General features: G+C 64.5%; 16 protein-coding genes and 1 riboswitch. Of the genes, 11 read left to right on the forward strand and 5 right to left on the reverse strand.

The annotated features are described in order from the left end of the window. Nucleotides 1–364 precede the first annotated feature (364 nt). The 5 genes from glmM to serA all read left to right on the forward strand — a co-directional run bounded on the left by glmM (nt 365) and on the right by serA (nt 6,859). Nucleotides 365–1,717 carry a phosphoglucosamine mutase gene (gene glmM / locus CK221_RS13790; protein WP_067001816.1) on the forward strand — a complete coding sequence of 451 codons (1,353 nt, stop codon included), beginning with the start codon at nt 365–367 and terminating at the stop codon, nt 1,715–1,717. 217 nt (nt 1,718–1,934) lie between these two features. Beyond that, the gene (locus CK221_RS13795; protein WP_067001819.1) at nt 1,935–2,750 is read left to right on the forward strand and encodes an outer membrane protein; all 816 of its coding nucleotides are present in this window, start codon (nt 1,935–1,937) and stop codon (nt 2,748–2,750) included. Nucleotides 2,751–2,957: 207 nt separating this feature from the next. Then, nucleotides 2,958–3,818 carry an outer membrane protein gene (locus CK221_RS13800; protein ID WP_067319444.1) on the forward strand — a complete coding sequence of 287 codons (861 nt, stop codon included), beginning with the start codon at nt 2,958–2,960 and terminating at the stop codon, nt 3,816–3,818. Nucleotides 3,819–4,014: 196 nt separating this feature from the next. Beyond that, the gene (locus tag CK221_RS13805) at nt 4,015–5,190 is read left to right on the forward strand and encodes a phosphoserine transaminase (RefSeq protein WP_095778101.1); all 1,176 of its coding nucleotides are present in this window, start codon (nt 4,015–4,017) and stop codon (nt 5,188–5,190) included. A gap of 67 nt (nt 5,191–5,257) precedes the next feature. Beyond that, nucleotides 5,258–6,859, forward strand: coding sequence for a phosphoglycerate dehydrogenase (gene serA, locus CK221_RS13810; RefSeq protein ID WP_095778102.1), 1,602 nt, complete (start codon nt 5,258–5,260; stop codon nt 6,857–6,859). A 41-nt stretch (nt 6,860–6,900) separates the two neighbouring features. Here the strand turns inward: serA and CK221_RS13815 are convergent, their stop codons facing one another. After that, a complete protein-coding gene (locus CK221_RS13815) occupies nt 6,901–7,791 on the reverse strand; it encodes a DMT family transporter (RefSeq protein ID WP_095778103.1) in 891 nt (296 codons plus the stop codon). Nucleotides 7,792–8,008: 217 nt separating this feature from the next. Between CK221_RS13815 and CK221_RS13820 the strand changes: the two genes are divergently transcribed. Together CK221_RS13820 and CK221_RS13825 are read left to right on the forward strand one after the other, a co-directional pair. Continuing rightward, nucleotides 8,009–9,307 (forward strand): adenylosuccinate synthase, encoded by a 1,299-nt coding sequence (locus CK221_RS13820; protein ID WP_067001833.1) that lies wholly within the window; start codon nt 8,009–8,011, stop codon nt 9,305–9,307. Nucleotides 9,308–9,378: 71 nt separating this feature from the next. Continuing rightward, nucleotides 9,379–11,223, forward strand: coding sequence for a hypothetical protein (locus tag CK221_RS13825; protein WP_095778104.1), 1,845 nt, complete (start codon nt 9,379–9,381; stop codon nt 11,221–11,223). An 11-nt stretch (nt 11,224–11,234) separates the two neighbouring features. Here CK221_RS13825 and CK221_RS13830 read toward each other — a convergent pair whose 3' ends face one another. Further along, on the reverse strand, nt 11,235–11,537 hold the full coding sequence (locus CK221_RS13830; RefSeq protein ID WP_067001839.1) for a CcdB family protein: 303 nt from the start codon (nt 11,535–11,537) through the stop codon (nt 11,235–11,237). Next, nucleotides 11,537–11,779 carry a type II toxin-antitoxin system CcdA family antitoxin gene (locus CK221_RS13835; RefSeq protein ID WP_067002201.1) on the reverse strand — a complete coding sequence of 81 codons (243 nt, stop codon included), beginning with the start codon at nt 11,777–11,779 and terminating at the stop codon, nt 11,537–11,539. Before CK221_RS13835 ends, CK221_RS13830 begins: the two co-directional genes overlap by 1 nt. A 154-nt stretch (nt 11,780–11,933) precedes the next feature. Between CK221_RS13835 and CK221_RS13840 the strand changes: the two genes are divergently transcribed. Then, the gene (locus tag CK221_RS13840) at nt 11,934–12,872 is read left to right on the forward strand and encodes a homocysteine S-methyltransferase family protein (RefSeq protein ID WP_095778105.1); all 939 of its coding nucleotides are present in this window, start codon (nt 11,934–11,936) and stop codon (nt 12,870–12,872) included. A gap of 16 nt (nt 12,873–12,888) precedes the next feature. Here the strand turns inward: CK221_RS13840 and CK221_RS13845 are convergent, their stop codons facing one another. Continuing rightward, nucleotides 12,889–14,703: an ABC-F family ATP-binding cassette domain-containing protein gene (locus CK221_RS13845; protein WP_095778106.1), complete on the reverse strand. Its 1,815-nt coding sequence runs from the start codon at nt 14,701–14,703 to the stop codon at nt 12,889–12,891. Between the two features lies 1 nt (nt 14,704). Continuing rightward, nucleotides 14,705–15,349: a thiamine diphosphokinase gene (locus CK221_RS13850; protein ID WP_095778107.1), complete on the reverse strand. Its 645-nt coding sequence runs from the start codon at nt 15,347–15,349 to the stop codon at nt 14,705–14,707. A 141-nt stretch (nt 15,350–15,490) separates the two neighbouring features. Further along, nucleotides 15,491–15,604: riboswitch (TPP riboswitch) on the forward strand. A 41-nt stretch (nt 15,605–15,645) separates the two neighbouring features. Between CK221_RS13850 and thiB the strand changes: the two genes are divergently transcribed. The 3 genes from thiB to thiQ all read left to right on the forward strand — a co-directional run bounded on the left by thiB (nt 15,646) and on the right by thiQ (nt 19,250). Then, nucleotides 15,646–16,653, forward strand: coding sequence for a thiamine ABC transporter substrate binding subunit (gene thiB / locus CK221_RS13855; protein WP_095778108.1), 1,008 nt, complete (start codon nt 15,646–15,648; stop codon nt 16,651–16,653). 216 nt (nt 16,654–16,869) lie between these two features. Beyond that, nucleotides 16,870–18,492, forward strand: a complete 1,623-nt coding sequence (thiP, locus tag CK221_RS13865; RefSeq protein WP_095778110.1) for a thiamine/thiamine pyrophosphate ABC transporter permease — start codon at nt 16,870–16,872, stop codon at nt 18,490–18,492. After that, the gene (gene thiQ / locus CK221_RS13870) at nt 18,489–19,250 is read left to right on the forward strand and encodes a thiamine ABC transporter ATP-binding protein (RefSeq protein ID WP_067001857.1); all 762 of its coding nucleotides are present in this window, start codon (nt 18,489–18,491) and stop codon (nt 19,248–19,250) included. The genes thiP and thiQ overlap by 4 nt, the downstream gene beginning before the upstream one ends. Nucleotides 19,251–19,428: the final 178 nt, after the last annotated feature.

The following is a 19,428-nucleotide window of genomic DNA, read 5'->3' on the forward strand; positions in this document are numbered from 1 at the left end:
GGCGTTTTTCTCCCTTGCTGCGCCAAATGGTCTCTATACCAAATCAATAGCTCTCAACTTCGGGCTGCGCCAGATGCTTCCCGCGCGGATGCCCTCACAAAGTGTGTTCCTGCCGACAGGGCGCTAAATTGCTGGCGCTCGGTTCGAGCAAATAAGGTTTTTCCAACCGTGTCGGGCGGAAAAGCTGTCCGGGCTTTTATATTCCCGCTACAACGAGAGGTCGTGGCAGGCTGCCGAATCACTTGACCCGTCCGCGACAATGATTTTCTAAGGAATGGTAATATATAATCACGAAACGTGATGATCGGATGCGGCCCAATTGTGGCAATACGGACGGCTGAAACCGACGGGGACTTTGGCAGGTATGGCAGGGCAGTATTTCGGCACCGACGGCATTCGCGGACGCGCCAACAAGTTTCCCATGACGGCCGAGGTGGCCATGCGGGTAGGTATGGCCGCCGGCCTTTCTTTCCAGCGGGGCAACCATCGGCACCGCGTCGTGCTCGGCAAGGACACGCGGCTTTCCGGCTACATGATCGAGAACGCGATGGTGTCAGGCCTGTGCGCCGCCGGCATGGACGTGTTCCTGCTCGGGCCGATTCCGACGCCGGCGGTCGCCATGCTGGTGCGCTCGCTGCGCGCCGACATCGGGGTGATGATCTCGGCCTCGCATAACCCTTATTACGACAACGGCATCAAGCTGTTCGGCCCCGACGGCTATAAGCTCTCCGACGAGATCGAAGAGCGCATCGAAGGCATGCTCGACAAGGACATCGAGTTGTCGCTTGCCGATTCCGACGGGCTGGGGCGCGCCAAGCGCGTCGACGGCGTCCACGACCGCTATATCGAATTCGCCAAGCGCACGCTGCCGCGCTCGATGTCGCTTTCCGGGCTTCGGATCGTCGTCGACTGCGCGAACGGCGCCTCCTACAAGGTGGCGCCGGAGGCGCTGTGGGAGCTCGGCGCCGAGGTAGTCGCCATCAATGTCGAGCCGAACGGCTTCAACATCAACAAGGAGTGCGGCTCGACCCATCCGGCCGGCCTGCAGAAGAAGGTGCACGAGGTGCGCGCCGATATCGGCATCGCGCTCGACGGCGACGCCGACCGTGTGGTCATCGTCGACGAGAACGGCGCCATCGTCGACGGCGACCAGATCATGGCGCTGATCGCCGAGTCCTGGCACCAGAGCGGGCGGCTGGCCGGCGGCGGCGTCGTCTCGACGGTGATGTCCAATCTCGGTCTCGAGCGTTTCCTTGGCGACATGAAGCTGCAGCTGCACCGCACCAAGGTCGGCGACCGCTATGTCGTCGAGCACATGCGCGCGCACGGCCTCAATGTCGGCGGGGAGCAGTCCGGCCATATCGTGCTGTCCGATTTCTCGACCACCGGCGACGGCCTGGTTTCGGCGCTGCAGGTGCTGGCCTGCATCAAGCGGCAGAACCGGCCGGTCAGCGAGCTGTCGAAAAAGTTCGAGCCGGTGCCTCAGCTTCTGAAGAACGTCCGCATCTCCGGCGGCAAGCCGCTGGAGGAGGCGCCGGTCAAGGCAGCCATCGAGGAAGGGCGCAACCGCCTGGGCAAGGCCGGCCGCCTCGTTATCCGGCCGTCCGGCACCGAGCCGCTCATCCGCGTCATGGCCGAAGGCGACGATCCGCAGCTGGTCGAGGCCGTCGTCAACGAGATCGTCGGCATCATCTCGGATACCCGCAGCGCCGCCTGATCGCCGCCGCAAAGCGGACGATCGCATCTGCAAGCCCGCCGCCAGGCGGGCTTTTTCGCGCGCGCACAACACCCCCGGACAACGGAATACCCTCTAAAATTGTAGGGATTCGTGGTTAATCGGTACGGTTAAACGGCTTTTAACCTTTGCAATTCATTATCCACGCCGAGGTTCATCTTCGGGCGATGTCGTCCCGAGGCTTCTTAGGGGTGACAGCATGTTCGATACCGCAAGAATGGCACTGTTTGCCGCGCTGTTGGCGGGAGTGGCCGGACCGGCCCTCGCCGCCGACCTGGGGGAACCACCGCCGGTGGAGGAAGCTCCGCCGCCGGTGGTCGAGGCTCAGCCGATCGACGTTGGCGGCTGGTATATTCGCGGCGACATCGACTACCACAAGTCGACCTTGCGCGGCATCGACTACATTACATACGGGCCACCGCCCGGCACTAACGATTTCGATTTCGGCAAGCTGAAGGGCGGTTTCTCGCTCGGCGGCGGCGTCGGCTACAAGATCAACGATTACTTCCGAACCGATCTGACGGCCGACTATTGGTTCAAGTCGGACTTCAACGGCCAGACCTCGGACCTCGTAACGACATCCACCGAGGTGTCGAGGATGAGCGCGTTGCTGCTGTTGGCCAATGCCTATGTCGACATCGGCACCTATCACGGCATCACGCCTTACGTCGGCGCCGGCATCGGCGGCGCGCACGTCAAGTGGGACACGGTCCACGATCCGAATACCACCGAAACCAACCCGGGTTCGTCTAACTGGCGCTTCGCCTATGCGCTCATGGCCGGCGCTTCCTACTGCCTGACCGACAGGGTGATCCTCGACGCAGGCTACCGCTTCACTCACATCCAGGGCGGGCGCATGTTCGAGTTCGATTCGACGAGTTCCGGGCCGGGGTTCGACCACGGCATCAACACGCATGAGGTGCGCGGCGGTCTGCGCTACCAATTCGGCGGCAACAATGGGTGCACTACACCGGTGGCCTACCAGCCGGAGCCGGAGCCGATCTACACCAAGTAGTCGCTTCGAAGATCCTGGAATTCTGCCGATCGCCCGGCGTCAGCCGGGCGATTTTCTTTTGTGGGTGGCCGGTAAAACAGCATCGAAATCAATTCGGTAACCCCCTGTTATCCTTAACCGGCACTTAACCACTATGGTTAACAATGCTCCTGAAACGGCAGCTGTGCTCGCGTTCGCGACTGGTGCCAATCTCAGGAGCCGGGGACCATGACATCAAAATCGCGTATCGCACTGGCGCTCGCCGCAATCGTGCTGATGCCGGCGACACAGGCGGTGTCGGCCGACTACGATCCGCCGATCTATGTCGATCAGGCGCCGGACTATCAGCCGGTCGAGGTAGGCTCCGGCTGGTACCTCCGCGGCGACGTCGGCTACGCTTTCAGCCACCCGTTCAAGCATGAGGAAACCTCGTCGGGACCGCTCAACAGCTTCAGCGATGAGTCCAGCTTGTTCAGCGGCAGCATCGGCATGGGCTATCACGTCAACGACTACCTCCGGGTCGAGTTGAACGGTGGAATCCTGCCGACCGACAAATTCGCCGCCCATGACAGACTGGGAGCCACCTGCGACGGGCACACGCTTGTGGACGACGGTTTCGGAACGATCAATTCCGTTGCGACCAGCCAGGCCTGCGACCTTTCCGACAACGCTTCCAACAAGGGCTACAGCATCATGGCCAATGGCTATGTAGACCTGGGCACCTATGTCGGGCTCACGCCCTATATCGGCGGCGGCATCGGGCTCGCCTACAACAAATACTACAGAAGCATCGGCGCGCGCGACTGCGTGGAGGTTCCTACGAACAGCGCCGGCACCGGCGGATTTTTCTGCGACGATCCGGCCGGCTATGAAGGGCAGACCGATACTGCGGCAAAGTTCAATCTGGCCTATTCCATCGGCGCAGGGCTCTCTTACCAAGTCACGAAGAACGTTTCGGTCGATCTCGGCTACGAATACTTTTCCGTCCCAGCGGCGAAATACGTCGCCTATGATGGTGGCGCTTTCAATATCCGCAAGGGCATTGACTATCAGACGGTCAAGCTCGGGCTGCGCTACGATCTTTGGTGAGCGAGGGAACTCGGAAATTGCCGCCGGCGGATCGAGCGGTCCGCCGTTCTTTTCGTTTCCAGCGCGTGGTGCCGTGAGACAAATATCCCGGCAGCGACAAAAACTTTGCTCTTGACGCCGAAAGCCTGAAAGCATATCGCCGTCCGTGGGCCACCCCTCCCCAACGAGGGGCCACTATCTGGAAGGATAGACCACGATGACGACGCTTACCAAGCCCGGACTCCGTCCGGCAAATCCCAATTTCTCCTCAGGTCCCTGTGCAAAACGCCCCGGCTGGTCGGTCGAGGCGCTGAAAGCTGCTGCGCTCGGACGCTCCCACCGCGCCAAAATCGGCAAGGGCAAGCTCGAGCAGGCGATCGAGCTGACGCGCGAAATCCTCAAGGTCCCGGCCGGCTACCGGATCGGCATCGTGCCGGCATCCGATACCGGCGCGGTCGAGATGGCACTGTGGTCACTGCTTGGCGAGCGCGGTGTCGACATGGTCGCCTGGGAAAGTTTCGGTTCCGGTTGGGTGACCGATGTCGTCAAGCAGCTCAAGCTCGCCGATGTGCGCAAGTTCGAGGCCGGCTACGGCGTGTTGCCGGATCTGACGCAGATCGATTTCGACCGCGACGTGGTCTTCACCTGGAACGGCACGACCTCCGGCGTGCGCGTGCCGAACGGCGATTTCATTCCGGCCGACCGCAAGGGTCTCACCATCTGCGACGCCACCTCGGCGGCGTTCGCGCAGCGGCTCGACTTCGATAAACTCGACGTCGTCACCTTCTCCTGGCAGAAGGTGCTGGGTGGCGAGGGCGCGCACGGCATGCTGATCCTCAGCCCGCGCGCCGTCGAGCGGCTGGAAACCTACAAGCCGGCCTGGCCGCTGCCGAAGATCTTCCGCCTGACCTCGGGCGGCAAGCTGATCGAGGGCATCTTTAAGGGCGAGACCATCAACACGCCGTCGATGCTGTGCGTCGAGGACTATCTCGATGCGCTTCAATGGGCGAAGTCGATCGGCGGCCTGGAAGCGCTGATCGCCCGCGCCGACGCCAACGCCGCGGTGCTGGACCGGTTCGTGGCCAGGTCGTCGTGGCTCGGCCATCTGGCCGGCGATCCGGCGACGCGCTCGAACACTTCCGTGTGCCTGTCCTTCACCGATCCGCACGTGGCGGCGCTCGATGCCGAGGGTCAGGCGGCTTTCGCCAAGGGTATCGTCTCGGCGCTCGACAGGGAAGGTGTCGCCTACGACATCGGCTCCTACCGCGATGCGCCGCCCGGCCTTCGCATCTGGTGCGGCGCGACCGTCGAGACCTCCGATCTCGAAGCACTGCTGCCCTGGCTCGACTGGGCCTTCGCCATGCAGAAGGCGTCGCTGAAAGCGGCCGCCTGAGTCATTCGCGGCGGCCTTCGGGCCGCCGATCCCAAACGGATCAATCCCATTCTTCAAGGAGGCCGCCATGGCGCCCCGCGTTCTCGTCTCGGATAAACTTTCAACCACCGCCGTGCAGATCTTCAAGGACCGCGGCATCGAGGTCGACTACCTGCCCGATCTCGGCAAGGACAAGGAAAAGCTTCTCGAAGTGATCGGCCAGTATGACGGCCTCGCCATCCGCTCGGCGACCAAGGTCACCGAGAAGCTGATCAATGCCGCCACCAGGCTCAAGGTCGTCGGCCGCGCCGGCATCGGCGTCGACAATGTCGACATTCCGGCGGCGAGCCGCAAGGGCATCATCGTGATGAACACGCCCTTCGGCAACTCGATCACCACGGCCGAGCATGCCGTTGCGATGATCTTCGCGCTGGCGCGCCAAATCCCGGAGGCCAACGCCTCGACCCATGCGGGAAAATGGGAGAAGAACCGCTTCATGGGCGTCGAGATCACCGGCAAGACGCTGGGCGTGATCGGCTGCGGCAATATCGGCTCAATCGTCGCGACGCGCGGCGTCGGCCTGAAGATGCATGTCGTGGCTTTCGATCCGTTCCTGTCGGACAGCCGCGCTGAAGAGCTCGGCGTCGAGAAGGTCGAGCTCGACGAGCTTTTCGCGCGCGCCGACTTCATAACCTTGCACACGCCGCTGACCGACAAGACGCGCAACATCATCGATGCGGCCGCGATCGCCAAGATGAAGGACGGCGTGCGCATCATCAATTGCGCGCGCGGCGGGCTGGTCGTCGAGGCCGACCTGGTCGCGGCGCTGAAGAGCGGCAAGGTGGCCGGCGCCGGCGTCGATGTTTTCGAGGCCGAGCCGGCGGAGAACAATCCGCTGTTCGGCATGCAGAATGTCGTGGCAACCCCGCATCTCGGCGCCTCGACCACCGAGGCGCAGGAGAACGTTGCGCTGCAAGTGGCCGAGCAGATGGCCGATTACCTGATCAAGGGCGCCGTTTCCAACGCCATCAACATGCCCTCGATCACCGCCGAGGAAGCGCCGCGACTGAAACCCTTCGTCAAACTGGCCGAGGTGCTCGGCGCCTTTGTCGGCCAGGTCACCGAAGATCCGATCAAGGAGGTGGAGATCCTGTTCGACGGCTCGACCGCGACGATGAACACGCGCGCGCTGGTGAGCGCCACTCTTGCCGGCCTGATCCGGCCGCAGGTCTCCGACGTCAACATGGTCTCGGCGCCGATCATGGTGAAGGAGCGCGGCATCATCGTCGCCGAGGTCAAGCGCGACAAATCTGGCGTCTTCGACGGCTATATCAAGCTCACCGTCAAGACCGAGCACATGACGCGCTCGATCGCCGGGACCTGCTTCTCGGACGGCAAGCCGCGCTTCATCCAGATCAAGGGCATCAACCTCGATGCCGAGGTCGGCCAGCACATGCTCTACACGACCAATGCCGACGCGCCCGGCATCATCGGCCTGCTCGGCACCGTCTGCGGCGAGAACGGCGTCAACATCGCCAACTTCCAGCTCGGCCGCAACCGGCCGGGCGGCGATGCGATCGCGCTGCTCTATCTCGACGCACCCTTCCCGGAAAGGGTGCTCGATCAGCTGCGGGCGCACCAATCGATCGATTCGGCCAAACCGCTGCACTTCGATGTCAGCGCCGCCTGAAAGATCATGTTCCGCATGCTTCGGCATGCGGGGCATTTCCCCTACAGAACGGCTCTGCTGCCGCTGTATTCGGCCAGCGCGATGCCTCCGAGCACGAGCGCAAGCGCAAGACCCTGATAGAATTGGAACTGCTCGCCGACGATCAGCACCGAAAGCAGGGTGCCGAAGATTGGCACCAGATTGATGAACAGTCCGGCGCGATTGGCGCCGATCAGCTCGTTGCCCTTGATGTAGAAGATCTGCGAGACGACGGACGCGCCGAGCGCGGTGTAGAACGCGACCGCCCATCCTCGCGCGTCCGGGACGATGACGCGGCCCGCCGCCACTTCCCAGACAAAGAACGGCACCGAGGTCAAAAGCGCGGCGAGCGACAGAGCCAGCATGAAGCTTTGCCAGCGGACGGCCGGCTTCAGGCGCAGCCCCACCGAATAGAGGCTGTAGCAGAGGACCGCGACCAGCATGATGGCGTCGCCGAAATTGAGCTCGAGCTTCAGCAGCTGACCGAGGTCGCCATGGCTAGCGGTCAGGGCGACGCCGAGGATGGTGAGCGCGACGCCGACGATCTGCAGGCGCTGCACGTGCAGCCTAAACAGCACGAAGTTGGCAAGGATGATGACGATCGGTATGGCGGCCTGCTCGATCGAGACATTGATGGCGGTCGTGTAGTTCAGCGCCGTGTAGAAGATGACGTTGAAAATCGTGAAGCCGCAGGCGCCGAGCCCGGCGACCAGCAGCCAATGCCGGCGCAGTTCAGGCCAGTCCTCGCGAAACGTCCGCCAGCCGACGGGCAGCATGATCAGCGCCGCCAGCACCCAGCGCAGGAAAACCAACGTCATCGGCGACACATGGCCGACGGCAAGCTTGCCGGCCACGGAATTGCCGCCCCACAGCAGCATGGTGGAGAGCAGGAACAGATAGGCGGCTCGATGCATCGCTTAATCCTGGACCGGCAGGCGCGGTGGAAGAAGGATGCCGGCCTATTGCGATGGCGAGGCCAAGTAAATGATGCGAAAGCCGGAATTTGTTGTGCCTGGTTTGTTGTGCCCTGGGTGGTTTCGGGGACAAAGAAGGGGTCGCATCGGCCTGCACATGAGGCTATAGAGGCCTGTCGTTTCAAGCCGCCAAGGCGGCATCTCAAGGGAAAAGAACATGGCCAATGTGGTGGTCGTCGGCTCGCAGTGGGGCGACGAAGGCAAGGGCAAGATCGTCGACTGGCTGTCGGAGCGCGCCGACGTGGTCGTGCGCTTCCAGGGCGGCCACAATGCAGGTCATACCCTGGTCGTCGACGGCAAGGTCTACAAGCTTTCGCTCCTGCCGTCCGGCGTGGTCAGAGAGGGCAAGCTGTCGATCATCGGCAACGGGGTGGTCTTCGATCCGCATGCCTTCGTCGCGGAAACAAAGAAGCTCAAGGAGCAGGGCGTGGAGGTGACGCCCGAGCGCCTGAAAATCGCCGAAAACACCGCGCTTATCCTGTCGCTGCACCGGGAGCTGGACGGGTTCCGCGAAGACGCCGCCTCGAATTCCGGAACCAAGATTGGCACGACCCGCCGCGGCATCGGTCCCGCATATGAGGACAAGGTGGGCCGGCGCGCGGTGCGGGTGATGGATCTGGCGGATTTGGAAACGCTTCCCCTGAAGGTCGACAGGCTGCTCACGCATCACAATGCGCTGCGCCGCGGGCTCGGCCATCCGGAAGCGACCCAGGAGGCGATCATGCAGGAGCTGACCTCGGTGGCCGGCGAGATCCTGCCTTACATGGACCGCGTCTGGAAGGTGCTTGACGACAAGCGCCGCGCGGGTGCGCGCATCCTGTTCGAGGGCGCGCAAGGCACGCTGCTCGATATCGACCACGGCACCTATCCCTTCGTCACCTCATCCAACACCGTGGCAGGGCAAGCGGCCGCCGGCTCCGGCACCGGCCCCGGCGCGATCGGCTATGTGCTCGGCATCACCAAGGCCTATACGACGCGCGTCGGCGAAGGGCCGTTCCCGACCGAGCAGAAGAATGAGGTCGGCGAGTTCCTCGGCACGCGCGGCCACGAATTCGGCGTCGTCACCGGCCGCAAGCGCCGCTGCGGCTGGTTCGACGCCGTGCTGGTGCGCCAGGCGGTGGCCGTCAACGGCATCAAGGGCATCGCGCTCACCAAGCTCGACGTGCTCGACGGGCTGGACGAGATCAAGGTCTGCACCGGCTATCGCCTCGATGGCGAGTTGATCGACTATCTGCCGGCCAGCCAGGGCGCCCAGTCGCGCGTCGAGCCGGTCTATGAGACGCTCGAAGGCTGGAAGGGAACGACGGCCGGCGCCAGGAGCTGGAACGATCTGCCGGCGCAAGCCGTCAAATATGTCCGCCACATCGAGGAGCTGATCGGCGCCCCGGTTGCACTGCTTTCCACCAGCCCGGAGCGGGACGACACGATACTTGTGACCGATCCGTTTCAAGACTAGTTTCACAGCGCTTCCAGGCGCTACGGCTGATTTGCGGCCGGCCCGGGAAAGAATTGCAGGTCGACTGACGCATGGCAGATTTCGTTGGTGTTCTGAAAAAACAGCTTGCGAAGCACAGCGAGCCCTCGCCCGAGTTGCGCAAGCGGATTTACGAGAATGCTCGTGAGATGCTGGCGAAGAAACTCGCGAACTATTCTCCGCCGTTGTCGGCCGAGGTCATCAGCAAGCAGAAACGTTCGCTCGAAGATGCCGTCGCCAGCGTCGAGCGCGAGTATGCCAAGCCTGCTCCGGCGCCCAAGCCGGCTCCAGCGGAAGATCCCCTGGCGGAGCTGGAACATATTTTTTCCTCGATCGACCGCAACAAGAACCAGCCGAGCCACGTCCGGCAGCCGTCGGTGGCGAAGCCCGAACCTGCCAAGCCGGAGCCCTTCAAGCCGGAGCCCTTCAAGACGGCGCCCGCACCGGCGCCGGTGAAGGCGGAACCGAGCTGGCAAGGCGCAGCAAAGACGGAACCAAGCTGGCAAGGGGCAACGAAGACTGAGCCCGGCGGCTGGCATAAGGTGCCCGCGGCACCGCCGCCCATGCCCTCGCCGCGCGAGGACGATGTCGGCCTGCCCGGGATGAACGCCGCCGAACCGGACGAGGACAGCGATGTCTTTGCCAATGACGAGCAGCCGGCCGATACTTTCCAGCGGCTGCGGCCTGCGCCGCGCAAGCGCAGCTATGGCGGGTTGATTGCTGCCGTTGTCGCATTGCTGGTGCTGGCCGGCGGCGGGTACGGTGTTTGGATGAACAAGGATGCGTTCAGCTCCATGCTCGGCTTGAAGGGCGGCAGCAGCCAGACCGTCTCGACCGAGCCTCTGGTCAAGCCTGCCGCCCCGACAAAGCCGACCGCCGAGACGGCGGCCGCGCCGCCGGCTGCGGGCAATAACGCGGCTGCAGCCAATGAACCGGCCGAAACAGCGAAATTCACCCAGCGGCTGACGCCCGAGGGCAAGGAAGTAGATCCTGGTCCGGCCGGCGGCCAGAGCACCATCGGCGAGGGCGAATCCGTCGCCGCGCTGACCACGCCGCCGCCAGCCGCGCCTGGGATGACGCCGCCGCCCGCCGCCGGCACGCCGCCCGCCGCGCCAACTCCGGCCGCGACCCCGCCCGCCGCCGACACTCCGCAGGCTGCGCAAACGCCGCCCGCGAGCCCGCCTGCCGGGACGACGCCGTCAGCGCCCGCCGGTGCCGCCGCCAATCCGCCCGCGCCGGCCGCCGGGACCACGCCTCCGGCCGCGGCGGCCACTCCGCCTGCCGCTGGCACAACGCCGCCACCTGCGTCCGGGACTGCGCCTGCGACGGCCCAAGCGACCGTGCCGGTCGGCCAGAAAGCGATCTTCTATGAGGAGCGCACCAGCACGCAGCAGGGAACCGCCGAGCCCGGCAGCATCGTCTGGTCGCTGGTGCAGGAATCGCCGGGCGGCGACCTGCCGCCGGAGCCGGCCATCCGCGCCGAGGCGACGATACCCGGCAAGGACATCCAGCTGCGCATGACCATCCGGCGCAATACCGACCAGACGCTGCCGGCCAGCCACATAATCGAGATGATCTTCCTGACGCCGGAAGGGTTTGACGGCGGCGGCGTCGACAACATCCTGCGCATCGCCATGAAGAGCTCGGAACAGGACGCCGGCAGCCCGCTGATCGGCATCCCGGCCAAGATCGCCGACGGCTTCTTCCTCGTCGCCCTCAACGACACCAAGGCCGACGAGGACGCCAACCTGACGCTGCTCAGGGGGCAGGCCTGGATCGACGTGCCGGTGGTCTACAAGACCGGACGCCGTGCCCTGCTCACCATGGAAAAGGGCATTCCGGGCGAGAAGGTGTTCGATGAGGCGCTGAAGGCCTGGGCGACGAAGACGTCCGGTTGAGGCCGAGCGGCTCAGAAGCCCTGAAACAGCATGTCGAGCGCTGCAACGATCTCGTCGTGATGCTTCGCGAGGTTGAAACGGTTTTCCCCGAGTTCCGTCGCAGCCACCGTAGCGATCAGATGGGTGGCCATGACCAGCTTGCGTCCATTGATTTCGAAGACCGGATGCAGCTTCCGCATTGGGGGCGGCGCCGACGCGAGGGGCAAAAGCGGAACGACGACGCGCGTCTTGAAATTGTCGAGCAGGTCGGATTGAACCTCGAGGAGGTAGCCGCCTTCGATGCCGCTGGCGGCAAAGGCGTCATAGCGCGCCATCAGAACTGCCTATGCTCCTTGAGCGGAACGCCGTACGTGTCGACATACTCGTTCCAGGCATCCATGGTGGCGCGGTTTTCGAGCTTCCACAGCCGCGTTTTCTCGGCTGCCACGGCTTCTGCGATCCCGGCTTCGGCGGCACGAGATACATTCACGTTGAGCCCCTTGGCTTCCTTCATGAGCTGTGAATCGATCGATAGATTTGCCGGCTGGCGGACCGCATTTGCGGCAATCTTGCGCATGATAGCCTCCGCAACATGCGTATAGAATATGCGCATCACGCGAGTGCTGCAATGGATAGCTTGGACCAGCGCGACCTTCGCGACCGGACCGGCATGGCAAATTCGCCCTCAAATGCTATAGTCGCGGAAGCGGCAGGTCTGACCGGAGACGGCGATGACCAGTGCGAAGATCGACGTTCGTGAGCTGGGTGAAGCCGTTTTCCTGACCGATGGCGGCCTCGAGACCTCGCTTGTTTTTCTGGAAGGCCTCGATCTGCCCTCCTTCGCCGCCTTTCCGCTTCTTGGCGAGGAGGAGGGGCGGACGACGTTGGCCCGCTATTTCCGCCAGTATCTCGACATCGCCGACAAACACGGCGTCGGCTTCGTGCTCGATACTCCGACGTGGCGCGCCAATCCGGACTGGGGCGAAAAGCTCGGCTATTCGAAAGTCGCATTGTCGGGCATAGACATGCAGGCAGTGTCATGGACGCGGGCGCTGGCTGCGCCCTATGTTGCGCGTGGCATGACCGTGCTGGTCAATGGGGTGGTCGGGCCCCGTGGCGACGGCTACCACGTTGACACAGTCATGTCGCCCGCCGAGGCCGAGACCTATCACGGCGATCAGGTCAAGGCATTCCGCGATGCCAGCGCCGATATGGTCAGCGCCATTACGATGACCTATGCGCAGGAGGCTGCCGGAATAGCCTGTGCCGCGATGGCGGTGGGGCTCCCGTCGGTGATTTCGTTTACCGTCGAGACGGACGGACGCCTGCCTTCGGGGGAGAGCCTGAGAGACGCCATCGAGACCGTTGACGACGAAACGGACGGCGCCCCCGCATATTTCATGATCAACTGCGCGCATCCGAGCCATTTCGACGCCGTCCTTGCCGGCGACGGACGCTGGATCAGGCGCATTCGCGGCGTGCGGGCCAACGCCTCCGCCAAAAGCCATGCCGAGCTGGATGCGGCGACCGAACTCGATCCAGGCGATCCTGTCGACCTCGGCCGGCGCTACCGCGCCATGCGCGACCGCTTCGGCCAGATAGCCGTGCTTGGCGGCTGCTGCGGCACCGACAGACGCCATATCGCTGCGATCTGCGAGGCCTGCCTCTGAGGCTTGCCTATAGCGGCTAGCCTTCCATCTCCTCGCGCAGCATCTCCAACTCCAGCCACTCTTCCTCAAGTGAGGCCAGCGTGGTGCGCTCCTTGTCGAGCGCGGCGATGGTCTTCTGGAACGATGCGGGATCGCGCTCGTAGAAGGACGGGTCGGCGATATTGTTCTCCAGCCTTGAGATGGACGCGCTCACCGCCTCGATCTTCTTCGGCAGAGATTCCAGCGCGAACTTCTGCTTGAAGGAGAGCTTCTTGGCCGGGCTTTTAGCGCTGGTCTGTTCGGCCCTGGCCGTCGCTTCGTTCGCTTCAGCCTTCGGCCTTGCCTTGCGCTCCTCCAGCTTCGAGCCGCCGCGTTGCGCCAGCATGTCGGAATAGCCGCCGGCGTATTCGATCCAGCGTCCGGCGCCGTCGGGCGCGATCACGCTGGTGACGGTGCGGTCGAGGAAATCGCGGTCGTGACTGACCAGGACGACCGTTCCGGCAAAACCGGCGACCAGTTCCTGCAGCAGCTCCAGCGTCTCCATGTCGAGGTCGTTGGTCGGCTCGTCGAGCACCAAAAGGTTCGCCGGCCGCGCCAGCACCCGGGCCAGCAGCAGCCGCGCCCGCTCGCCGCCCGAAAGCTCTCGCACCGGCGTGCGCGCCTGCTCCGGCTTGAAAAGAAAATCCTTCATATAGGAGACGACGTGGCGCTGCTCGCCATTGACCACAAGGTTCTCGCCGCGCCCGTCGGTCAGGTAATTCGCCAGCGTCTCCTGCGGGTCGACGGCCTCGCGCTTCTGGTCGAGCGTTGCGATTTCCAGATTGACGCCAAGCCGCACAGTGCCGGCATCCGGCGCCAGCTCGCCGGTCAGCATCTTGAGAAGCGTCGTCTTGCCGACGCCGTTCGGGCCGACAAGGCCGACACGGTCGCCGCGCTGGATACGGGTCGAAAAGCCCTTGACCACGGTGAGGTCGCCAAAACTCTTCTCGATGCCTTTGGCTTCGATCACCAGCTTGCCGGATTCAGCGGCGTCGCTTGCCACCATCGTCGCCGAACCCTCGGCGCCGCGATGGCTGCGAAAACGCTGGCGCATGGCCTGCAGCTCGCCGAGCCGGCGCATGTTGCGCTTGCGCCTGGCGGTCACGCCATAGCGCAGCCAATGCTCCTCGCGCACGATCTGGCGGCCGAGCTTGTGCTGTTCGCGCTCTTCCTCTTCAAGCACCTGGTCGCGCCATTCCTCAAAATGCGCGAACCCCTTGTCCAGCCGGCGCGTCTGGCCGCGGTCGAGCCAGACGGTGGCGCGCGAGACGCGCTCGAGAAAGCGGCGGTCGTGCGAGATCAGGATCACGGCCGAGGAGGTGCGGGCAAGCTCTTCTTCCAGCCATTCGATGACCGACAGGTCGAGATGGTTGGTCGGCTCGTCGAGGAGCAGGATATCGGGCTCCGGCGCCATGACGCGGGCGAGTGCTGCGCGGCGCGCCTCGCCGCCGGAAAGGTCGTTCGGCCGCTCCTCGCCGGTCAGGCCGAGATGCTCCATCAGATAGGTGGCGCGATGCGGGTCGTCGGCCGGCCCGAGGCCGGCTTCGACATAGGCGCGCACGCTGGCGAAGCCATCCATATCGGGCATTTGCGGCAGGTAGCGCACCGTTGCCGAGGGCTGGCGGAATACTTCGCCGTCCTGCGGTTCGATCAGCCCCGCGACGATCTTGAGCAGCGTCGACTTGCCCGAACCGTTGCGGCCGACAAGCGCGATCTTCTCGCCGGCGGAGGCGCTCAGTGCCGCGCCGTCGAGCAGCGGCGTGCCGCCAAAAGTCAGTTTTATGCCATCCAGATTGAGAAGAGGCGGGGCCATGTCAGCTTTCGGGAAGAGGATAGGGGTGGGCGAGCAGCAGCGCCCGGCCACGCTCGAGCGCGATATGGAGCCGGCCCTTAACCTCATTTGATATGGTAAGCGAGGAGCCGAACGCCACCTCGACACCGTCCAGCGGCCATTTGGCGCCTGAGACCGTCAGGCCGGCGAGGTCGGAGAAGCCGAGCACCGAGAACAGCGTGCCCTCGGCGTAGTCGAAGCCGGCTTTGCCCGGCAGGATGGGCACGCCCTCCTGGGCGCCGCTGGTCAGCAGCACGGCCGTGCCCGCCTCGGCCAGCCGCACGCTTAGAGCCAAATGCAGAAAGGCATGATCGGCGCGCTTGCCGCCGAAGGCGCCGGCCAGCACCAGGCTGGTGGCGCCGCGCGCCAGCGCCTCGGCAATGGCGAGCTCGCCGTCGGTCATATCCTTCTCGGTCGGGAAAATCTTGCGCGGCACGGCGGCCAGATTCTCCGGCAGGCTCGCCGGCACCGAGTCGAAATCTCCGACCCAGAGCTCCGGCAGCAGGCCAAACATATCGGCATGGCCGATACCGGCATCGGCGGCGATAATGCGGGAGCCTTCGATCTGGCGATCGAGCCGAGGCGTGCGGACGAGATCGCCGCCAAGCAGGATGGTGAATGTGCCCATGGCCGTCGCCCTTACCAGCCCGGCCAACGAAACGGAAGCGGGCGCGTCCAAACGGAATCGCACTTCGCTACCGCGGTGAACCCTGATGGATGCCCAGGAAACTTCCGCTTGCGCGCCGCATCGGCCGGGCCTATGTCTCGAAATGCTCTAACGGGGTGCCGGACGCTGATTTTGCGAACCGGCTGAGAGGCACAAAGCCAACCCGCTGAACCTGATCCGGTTTGTACCGGCGGAGGGATTAGACGTTTCGGACCATCCGACGCCTCAATTCCTTTAACCGAACGAAGGAGGCGCCGATGCGCTCGCTATTGTCCAACCTTGTTCTTGCAGCCGGCCTTGTTTCGCTTTTGGCAGGCGGACCTGCCGAGGCGAAAGACAAGCTTACCGTCTACACCTACGAAAGCTTCACTGCCGAGTGGGGTCCCGGACCTGCGGTGAAGAAGGAGTTCGAGGCCGAATGCGGCTGCGATCTCGACTTCGTCTCCGTCGCCGACGGCGTGGCGCTGCTCAACCGCGTCAAGCTCGAAGGCGCCGGCACCAAGGCCGATATCGTGCTCGGCCTCGACACCAATCTCACCGCCGAGGCCAAGGCGAGCGGCTTGTTCGCGCCGCATGGCGCGGTGGCCGATGTGAATGTCCCCGGCGGTTGGAAAGACGACACCTTCGTGCCTTTCGACTACGGCTATTTCGCCGTCGTCTACGACACCGAAAAGCTGAAGAGGCCGCCGAAGAGCTTGAAGGAACTGGTCGAGGGCGCCGGCCCCGACAAGATCATCATCCAGGATCCGCGCACCTCGACGCCCGGCCTCGGCCTGCTTCTGTGGGTCAAGTCGGTCTATGGCGACAAGGCCCCGGAAGCCTGGGCCAAGCTGAAGCCGAAGGTGCTGACCGTGACGCCGGGCTGGAGCGAGGCCTATGGTCTGTTCACCAAGGGCGAGGCGCCGATGGTTCTCTCCTATACCACCTCGCCGGCCTATCACATGGTGGCCGAGAACACCGAGCGCTATCAGGCGGCGTCCTTCGATGAGGGCGAATATCTGCAGATCGAGGTCGCCGGCATCACCAAAACCGGCGCGAAGAACCCGCTGGCGGAAAAATTCATAGCCTTCATGACCGGTCCCAAGTTCCAGAACGTCATCCCGGAGACCAACTGGATGTTCCCGGCCGGCAAGACCGACAAGCCGCTCAACCCGGCCTTCGAAAAGCTGGTGAAGCCGACCAAAACCCTGCTGTTCAGCCCGGACGAGGTGGCGGCCAACCGCAAGGCCTGGGTGGATGAATGGCTGGCGGCGATGAGCAAGTAGGACGCAGGATGGCGCTTGAGCACCCCCCTCTGTCCGGCCGGCCATCTCCCCCGCAAAGGGGGAAATTCGCGGTCATCGGTGATTTCGCTAGCCGCCGACGGTGTAGGAAGAGCGGCAAAGCTGCCAATCTCCCTCCTAGAGAGGGAGATGTCCGGCAGGACAGAGGGGGGTGCGACGGAACGTGGCGTTCGCTAGCTCGAGCCAACGTGGTGCAGCGTGCAATCCACGCCGCGCCCTGACCCTCGCATCACCGCCGGCATCATCGCCCTTGTCGCCATCACTTTGCTCATCGGCGGCGCCTTCGCCGGCCTGATCCTCGAAGGCGCGAGCGGTCCGTCCAGCGCTGCCGCGGCCTTCGACAGCTATCTGCTCCGCGTCGCCCGCTTCACGCTTTGGCAGGCGCTGCTGTCGACATTGCTTTCGGTCTTGCCGGCAGTGTTCGTCGGCCGCGCCCTGTCCAGGCAAACGAACTTTCCCGGACGTCGCCTGATCCTGCAGTTGTTCACGGTGCCGCTGGCGCTGCCGGCCATCGTCGCCGCGCTCGGCGTGTTGGCGCTCTACGGCCATGCCGGTTATTTTGCCGGCATCCTCGGCACGTTCGGCGGTGGGGAATGGCCGGGCATTTACGGCCTCTCCGGCATCCTGGTCGCGCATGTCTTCTTCAACCTGCCATTGGCCACGCGCCTGTTCCTCGAGGCTCTCGGCACCGTGCCGGCCGACCAGTGGCGGCTGGCGAGCCAGCTCGGTATGGACGCTCGGTCGGCCTTCCGGCTGATCGAATGGCCGGCGCTGCGCACGGCGCTGCCGGGGGTCGCCGGGCTAGTCTTCATGCTGTGCATCACCTCCTTCACCATTGTACTCACGCTGGGCGGCGGGCCGGCGGCGACGACGCTGGAGGTCGCGATCTACCAGGCGCTGCGCTTCGATTTCGATCCCGCGCGGGCCGTAACACTAACGTTTCTGCAGATCCTGCTGACCTTCGTCGTGGTCGCTATGCTGACGCGACTCGGCGCCAACACGGCCGGCGATACGAATCTGCCGGTAGCGCCACGCCGCTACCTTGCGGCCAGCACCACCGAGGCCGTGTTGAATGCCGGCCTGATCGTGCTTGCGCTGCTGTTCGTCGCCGGACCGATGGCGGCGACCGTGCTCGCCGGGCTGGAGGCGGATCTTGGCCGGCTGGCCGGCGAGGACGCCGTGCGTCGGGCGACGCTCACCAGCGCCGGGCTCTCCTTTCTCTCGGCGCTGCTTTGCGTGATGCTGTCGCTGTCGCTGATTGCCGCCCGACGCGCACTGGCCCTGCGGCGCCGCGCGGGCGGCGCCATGTCGCTGCTCGAACACGCCGCCGACACCGGCGCCGGTTTCGTGCTGGTCGTGCCGCCGATCGTGATCGGCGCCGGCTGGTTCCTGGCTCTGCGCAACATCACCGATGTGTTCGCCATCGCACCTGTCATGGTCGTCGCGGTCAATGCGGTGATGGCGATGCCATTTGCCATTCGCGCCGTCCGCCCTGCCTATGACGCGGCGAGCGAGCGCCACGAGCGACTCTGCCTGGCGCTCGGCATTTCCGGCTGGAACCGGCTGCGGCTGGTCGACTGGCCGTCGCTGCGGCGGCCCTTGGCCACCGGCTTTGCGTTCGCCATGGCGCTGTCGCTCGGCGATCTCGGCGTTATCGCGCTGTTCGGCAGCGATTCGGTCCAGACCTTGCCCTATCTTCTACTCGCGCGCATGGGCAGCTACCGGACCGCCGACGCCGCGGGGCTGGCCTTGCTGCTCGGCCTCGTCTGCCTGATGCTGGTTGTCGCCGCCGACTGGCTGGGGCGGGAGGCAAAGGCATGACGAGGGATAATAATGGCATCGCGGCCACGAAGGGCCTGGCCGTCACGTTGGACGGCGTATCCTTCAGCTATGGCGAGGCATCCTTCCGGTTCGATGTCGAATTCGCCGCCGGCAGGATCACCGCCATCATGGGGCCGAGCGGTTCAGGCAAGTCGACGCTGCTCAATCTGGTGGCCGGCTTCGAATCACCCAATGCTGGCAAGGTGCTGATCGGCGGGATCGATGTCGACAATGCGCCGCCCTCGGCGCGGCCGGTGTCGATGGTGTTCCAGGAAAACAACCTGTTCGCCCATCTTTCGGTCGAGGGCAATGTCGGGCTTGGCCGCTCGCCATCGCTCAAGCTCACGGCCGACGACCACCGCGCGGTCGCGGAAGCGCTGGGGCGTGTCGGTCTCGCCGGCAAGGAAAAGCGGCTGCCGCGCGAGCTTTCCGGCGGCGAGCGGCAGCGCGTCGCGCTGGCGCGGGTGCTCATACGGGACCGTCCGGTGCTTCTGCTCGACGAGCCTTTCGCCTCGCTCGGCCCGGCGCTGCGCGAAGACATGCTCGATCTCATGGCCGGCATCCACGCCGAGCGACAGATGACCGTGCTTTTCGTCACGCACCAGCCGCAGGACGCGCGCCGCATCGGCCAGCGGATCGCGTTCGTCGACGAGGGCAGGGTCGCGGCAAGAGGGTCGGCCGCCGATTTCTTCGACGGTGCTGGACCGGAGGCCTTCCGGCGCTATATCGGCGATCGAGGCGGCAGCGTTGCCGGATGACAACACATTGCCCGGAAGCGGACATAATTTACGGCCAAACCGGTCGCGGGTGATCAGGCGTTTGCTTGCCTTGTCCGGGGGAGTGTGGCTAGGTCCGGCCATGCTGGTCCGAGTGGGCCGTGATTTGCCGAAAGATTACGAAAGGAAGCCGATCTGACGGCCGGCATCGAGAGAGTAT

It is taken from the genome of Mesorhizobium sp. WSM3868 (assembly GCF_002294785.1).
Classification (GTDB): Bacteria; Pseudomonadota; Alphaproteobacteria; order Rhizobiales; family Rhizobiaceae; genus Mesorhizobium.

Excerpts from the sequence above, each read along its gene's own strand:
- thiQ (WP_067001857.1), top strand. The coding sequence starts at position 18,489 with ATGACGAGGGATAATAATGGCATCGCGGCCACGAAGGGCCTGGCCGTC.
- CK221_RS13805 (WP_095778101.1), top strand. The coding sequence starts at position 4,015 with ATGACGACGCTTACCAAGCCCGGACTCCGTCCGGCAAATCCCAATTTC.
- CK221_RS13835 (WP_067002201.1), bottom strand. The coding sequence starts at position 11,779 with ATGCGCAAGATTGCCGCAAATGCGGTCCGCCAGCCGGCAAATCTATCG.
- CK221_RS13820 (WP_067001833.1), top strand. The coding sequence starts at position 8,009 with ATGGCCAATGTGGTGGTCGTCGGCTCGCAGTGGGGCGACGAAGGCAAG.
- CK221_RS13795 (WP_067001819.1), top strand. The coding sequence starts at position 1,935 with ATGTTCGATACCGCAAGAATGGCACTGTTTGCCGCGCTGTTGGCGGGA.
- thiB (WP_095778108.1), top strand. The coding sequence starts at position 15,646 with ATGCGCTCGCTATTGTCCAACCTTGTTCTTGCAGCCGGCCTTGTTTCG.
- serA (WP_095778102.1), top strand. The coding sequence starts at position 5,258 with ATGGCGCCCCGCGTTCTCGTCTCGGATAAACTTTCAACCACCGCCGTG.
- CK221_RS13850 (WP_095778107.1), bottom strand. The coding sequence starts at position 15,349 with ATGGGCACATTCACCATCCTGCTTGGCGGCGATCTCGTCCGCACGCCT.
- CK221_RS13840 (WP_095778105.1), top strand. The coding sequence starts at position 11,934 with ATGACCAGTGCGAAGATCGACGTTCGTGAGCTGGGTGAAGCCGTTTTC.
- glmM (WP_067001816.1), top strand. The coding sequence starts at position 365 with ATGGCAGGGCAGTATTTCGGCACCGACGGCATTCGCGGACGCGCCAAC.
- CK221_RS13815 (WP_095778103.1), bottom strand. The coding sequence starts at position 7,791 with ATGCATCGAGCCGCCTATCTGTTCCTGCTCTCCACCATGCTGCTGTGG.
- CK221_RS13825 (WP_095778104.1), top strand. The coding sequence starts at position 9,379 with ATGGCAGATTTCGTTGGTGTTCTGAAAAAACAGCTTGCGAAGCACAGC.
- CK221_RS13845 (WP_095778106.1), bottom strand. The coding sequence starts at position 14,703 with ATGGCCCCGCCTCTTCTCAATCTGGATGGCATAAAACTGACTTTTGGC.
- CK221_RS13800 (WP_067319444.1), top strand. The coding sequence starts at position 2,958 with ATGACATCAAAATCGCGTATCGCACTGGCGCTCGCCGCAATCGTGCTG.
- CK221_RS13830 (WP_067001839.1), bottom strand. The coding sequence starts at position 11,537 with ATGGCGCGCTATGACGCCTTTGCCGCCAGCGGCATCGAAGGCGGCTAC.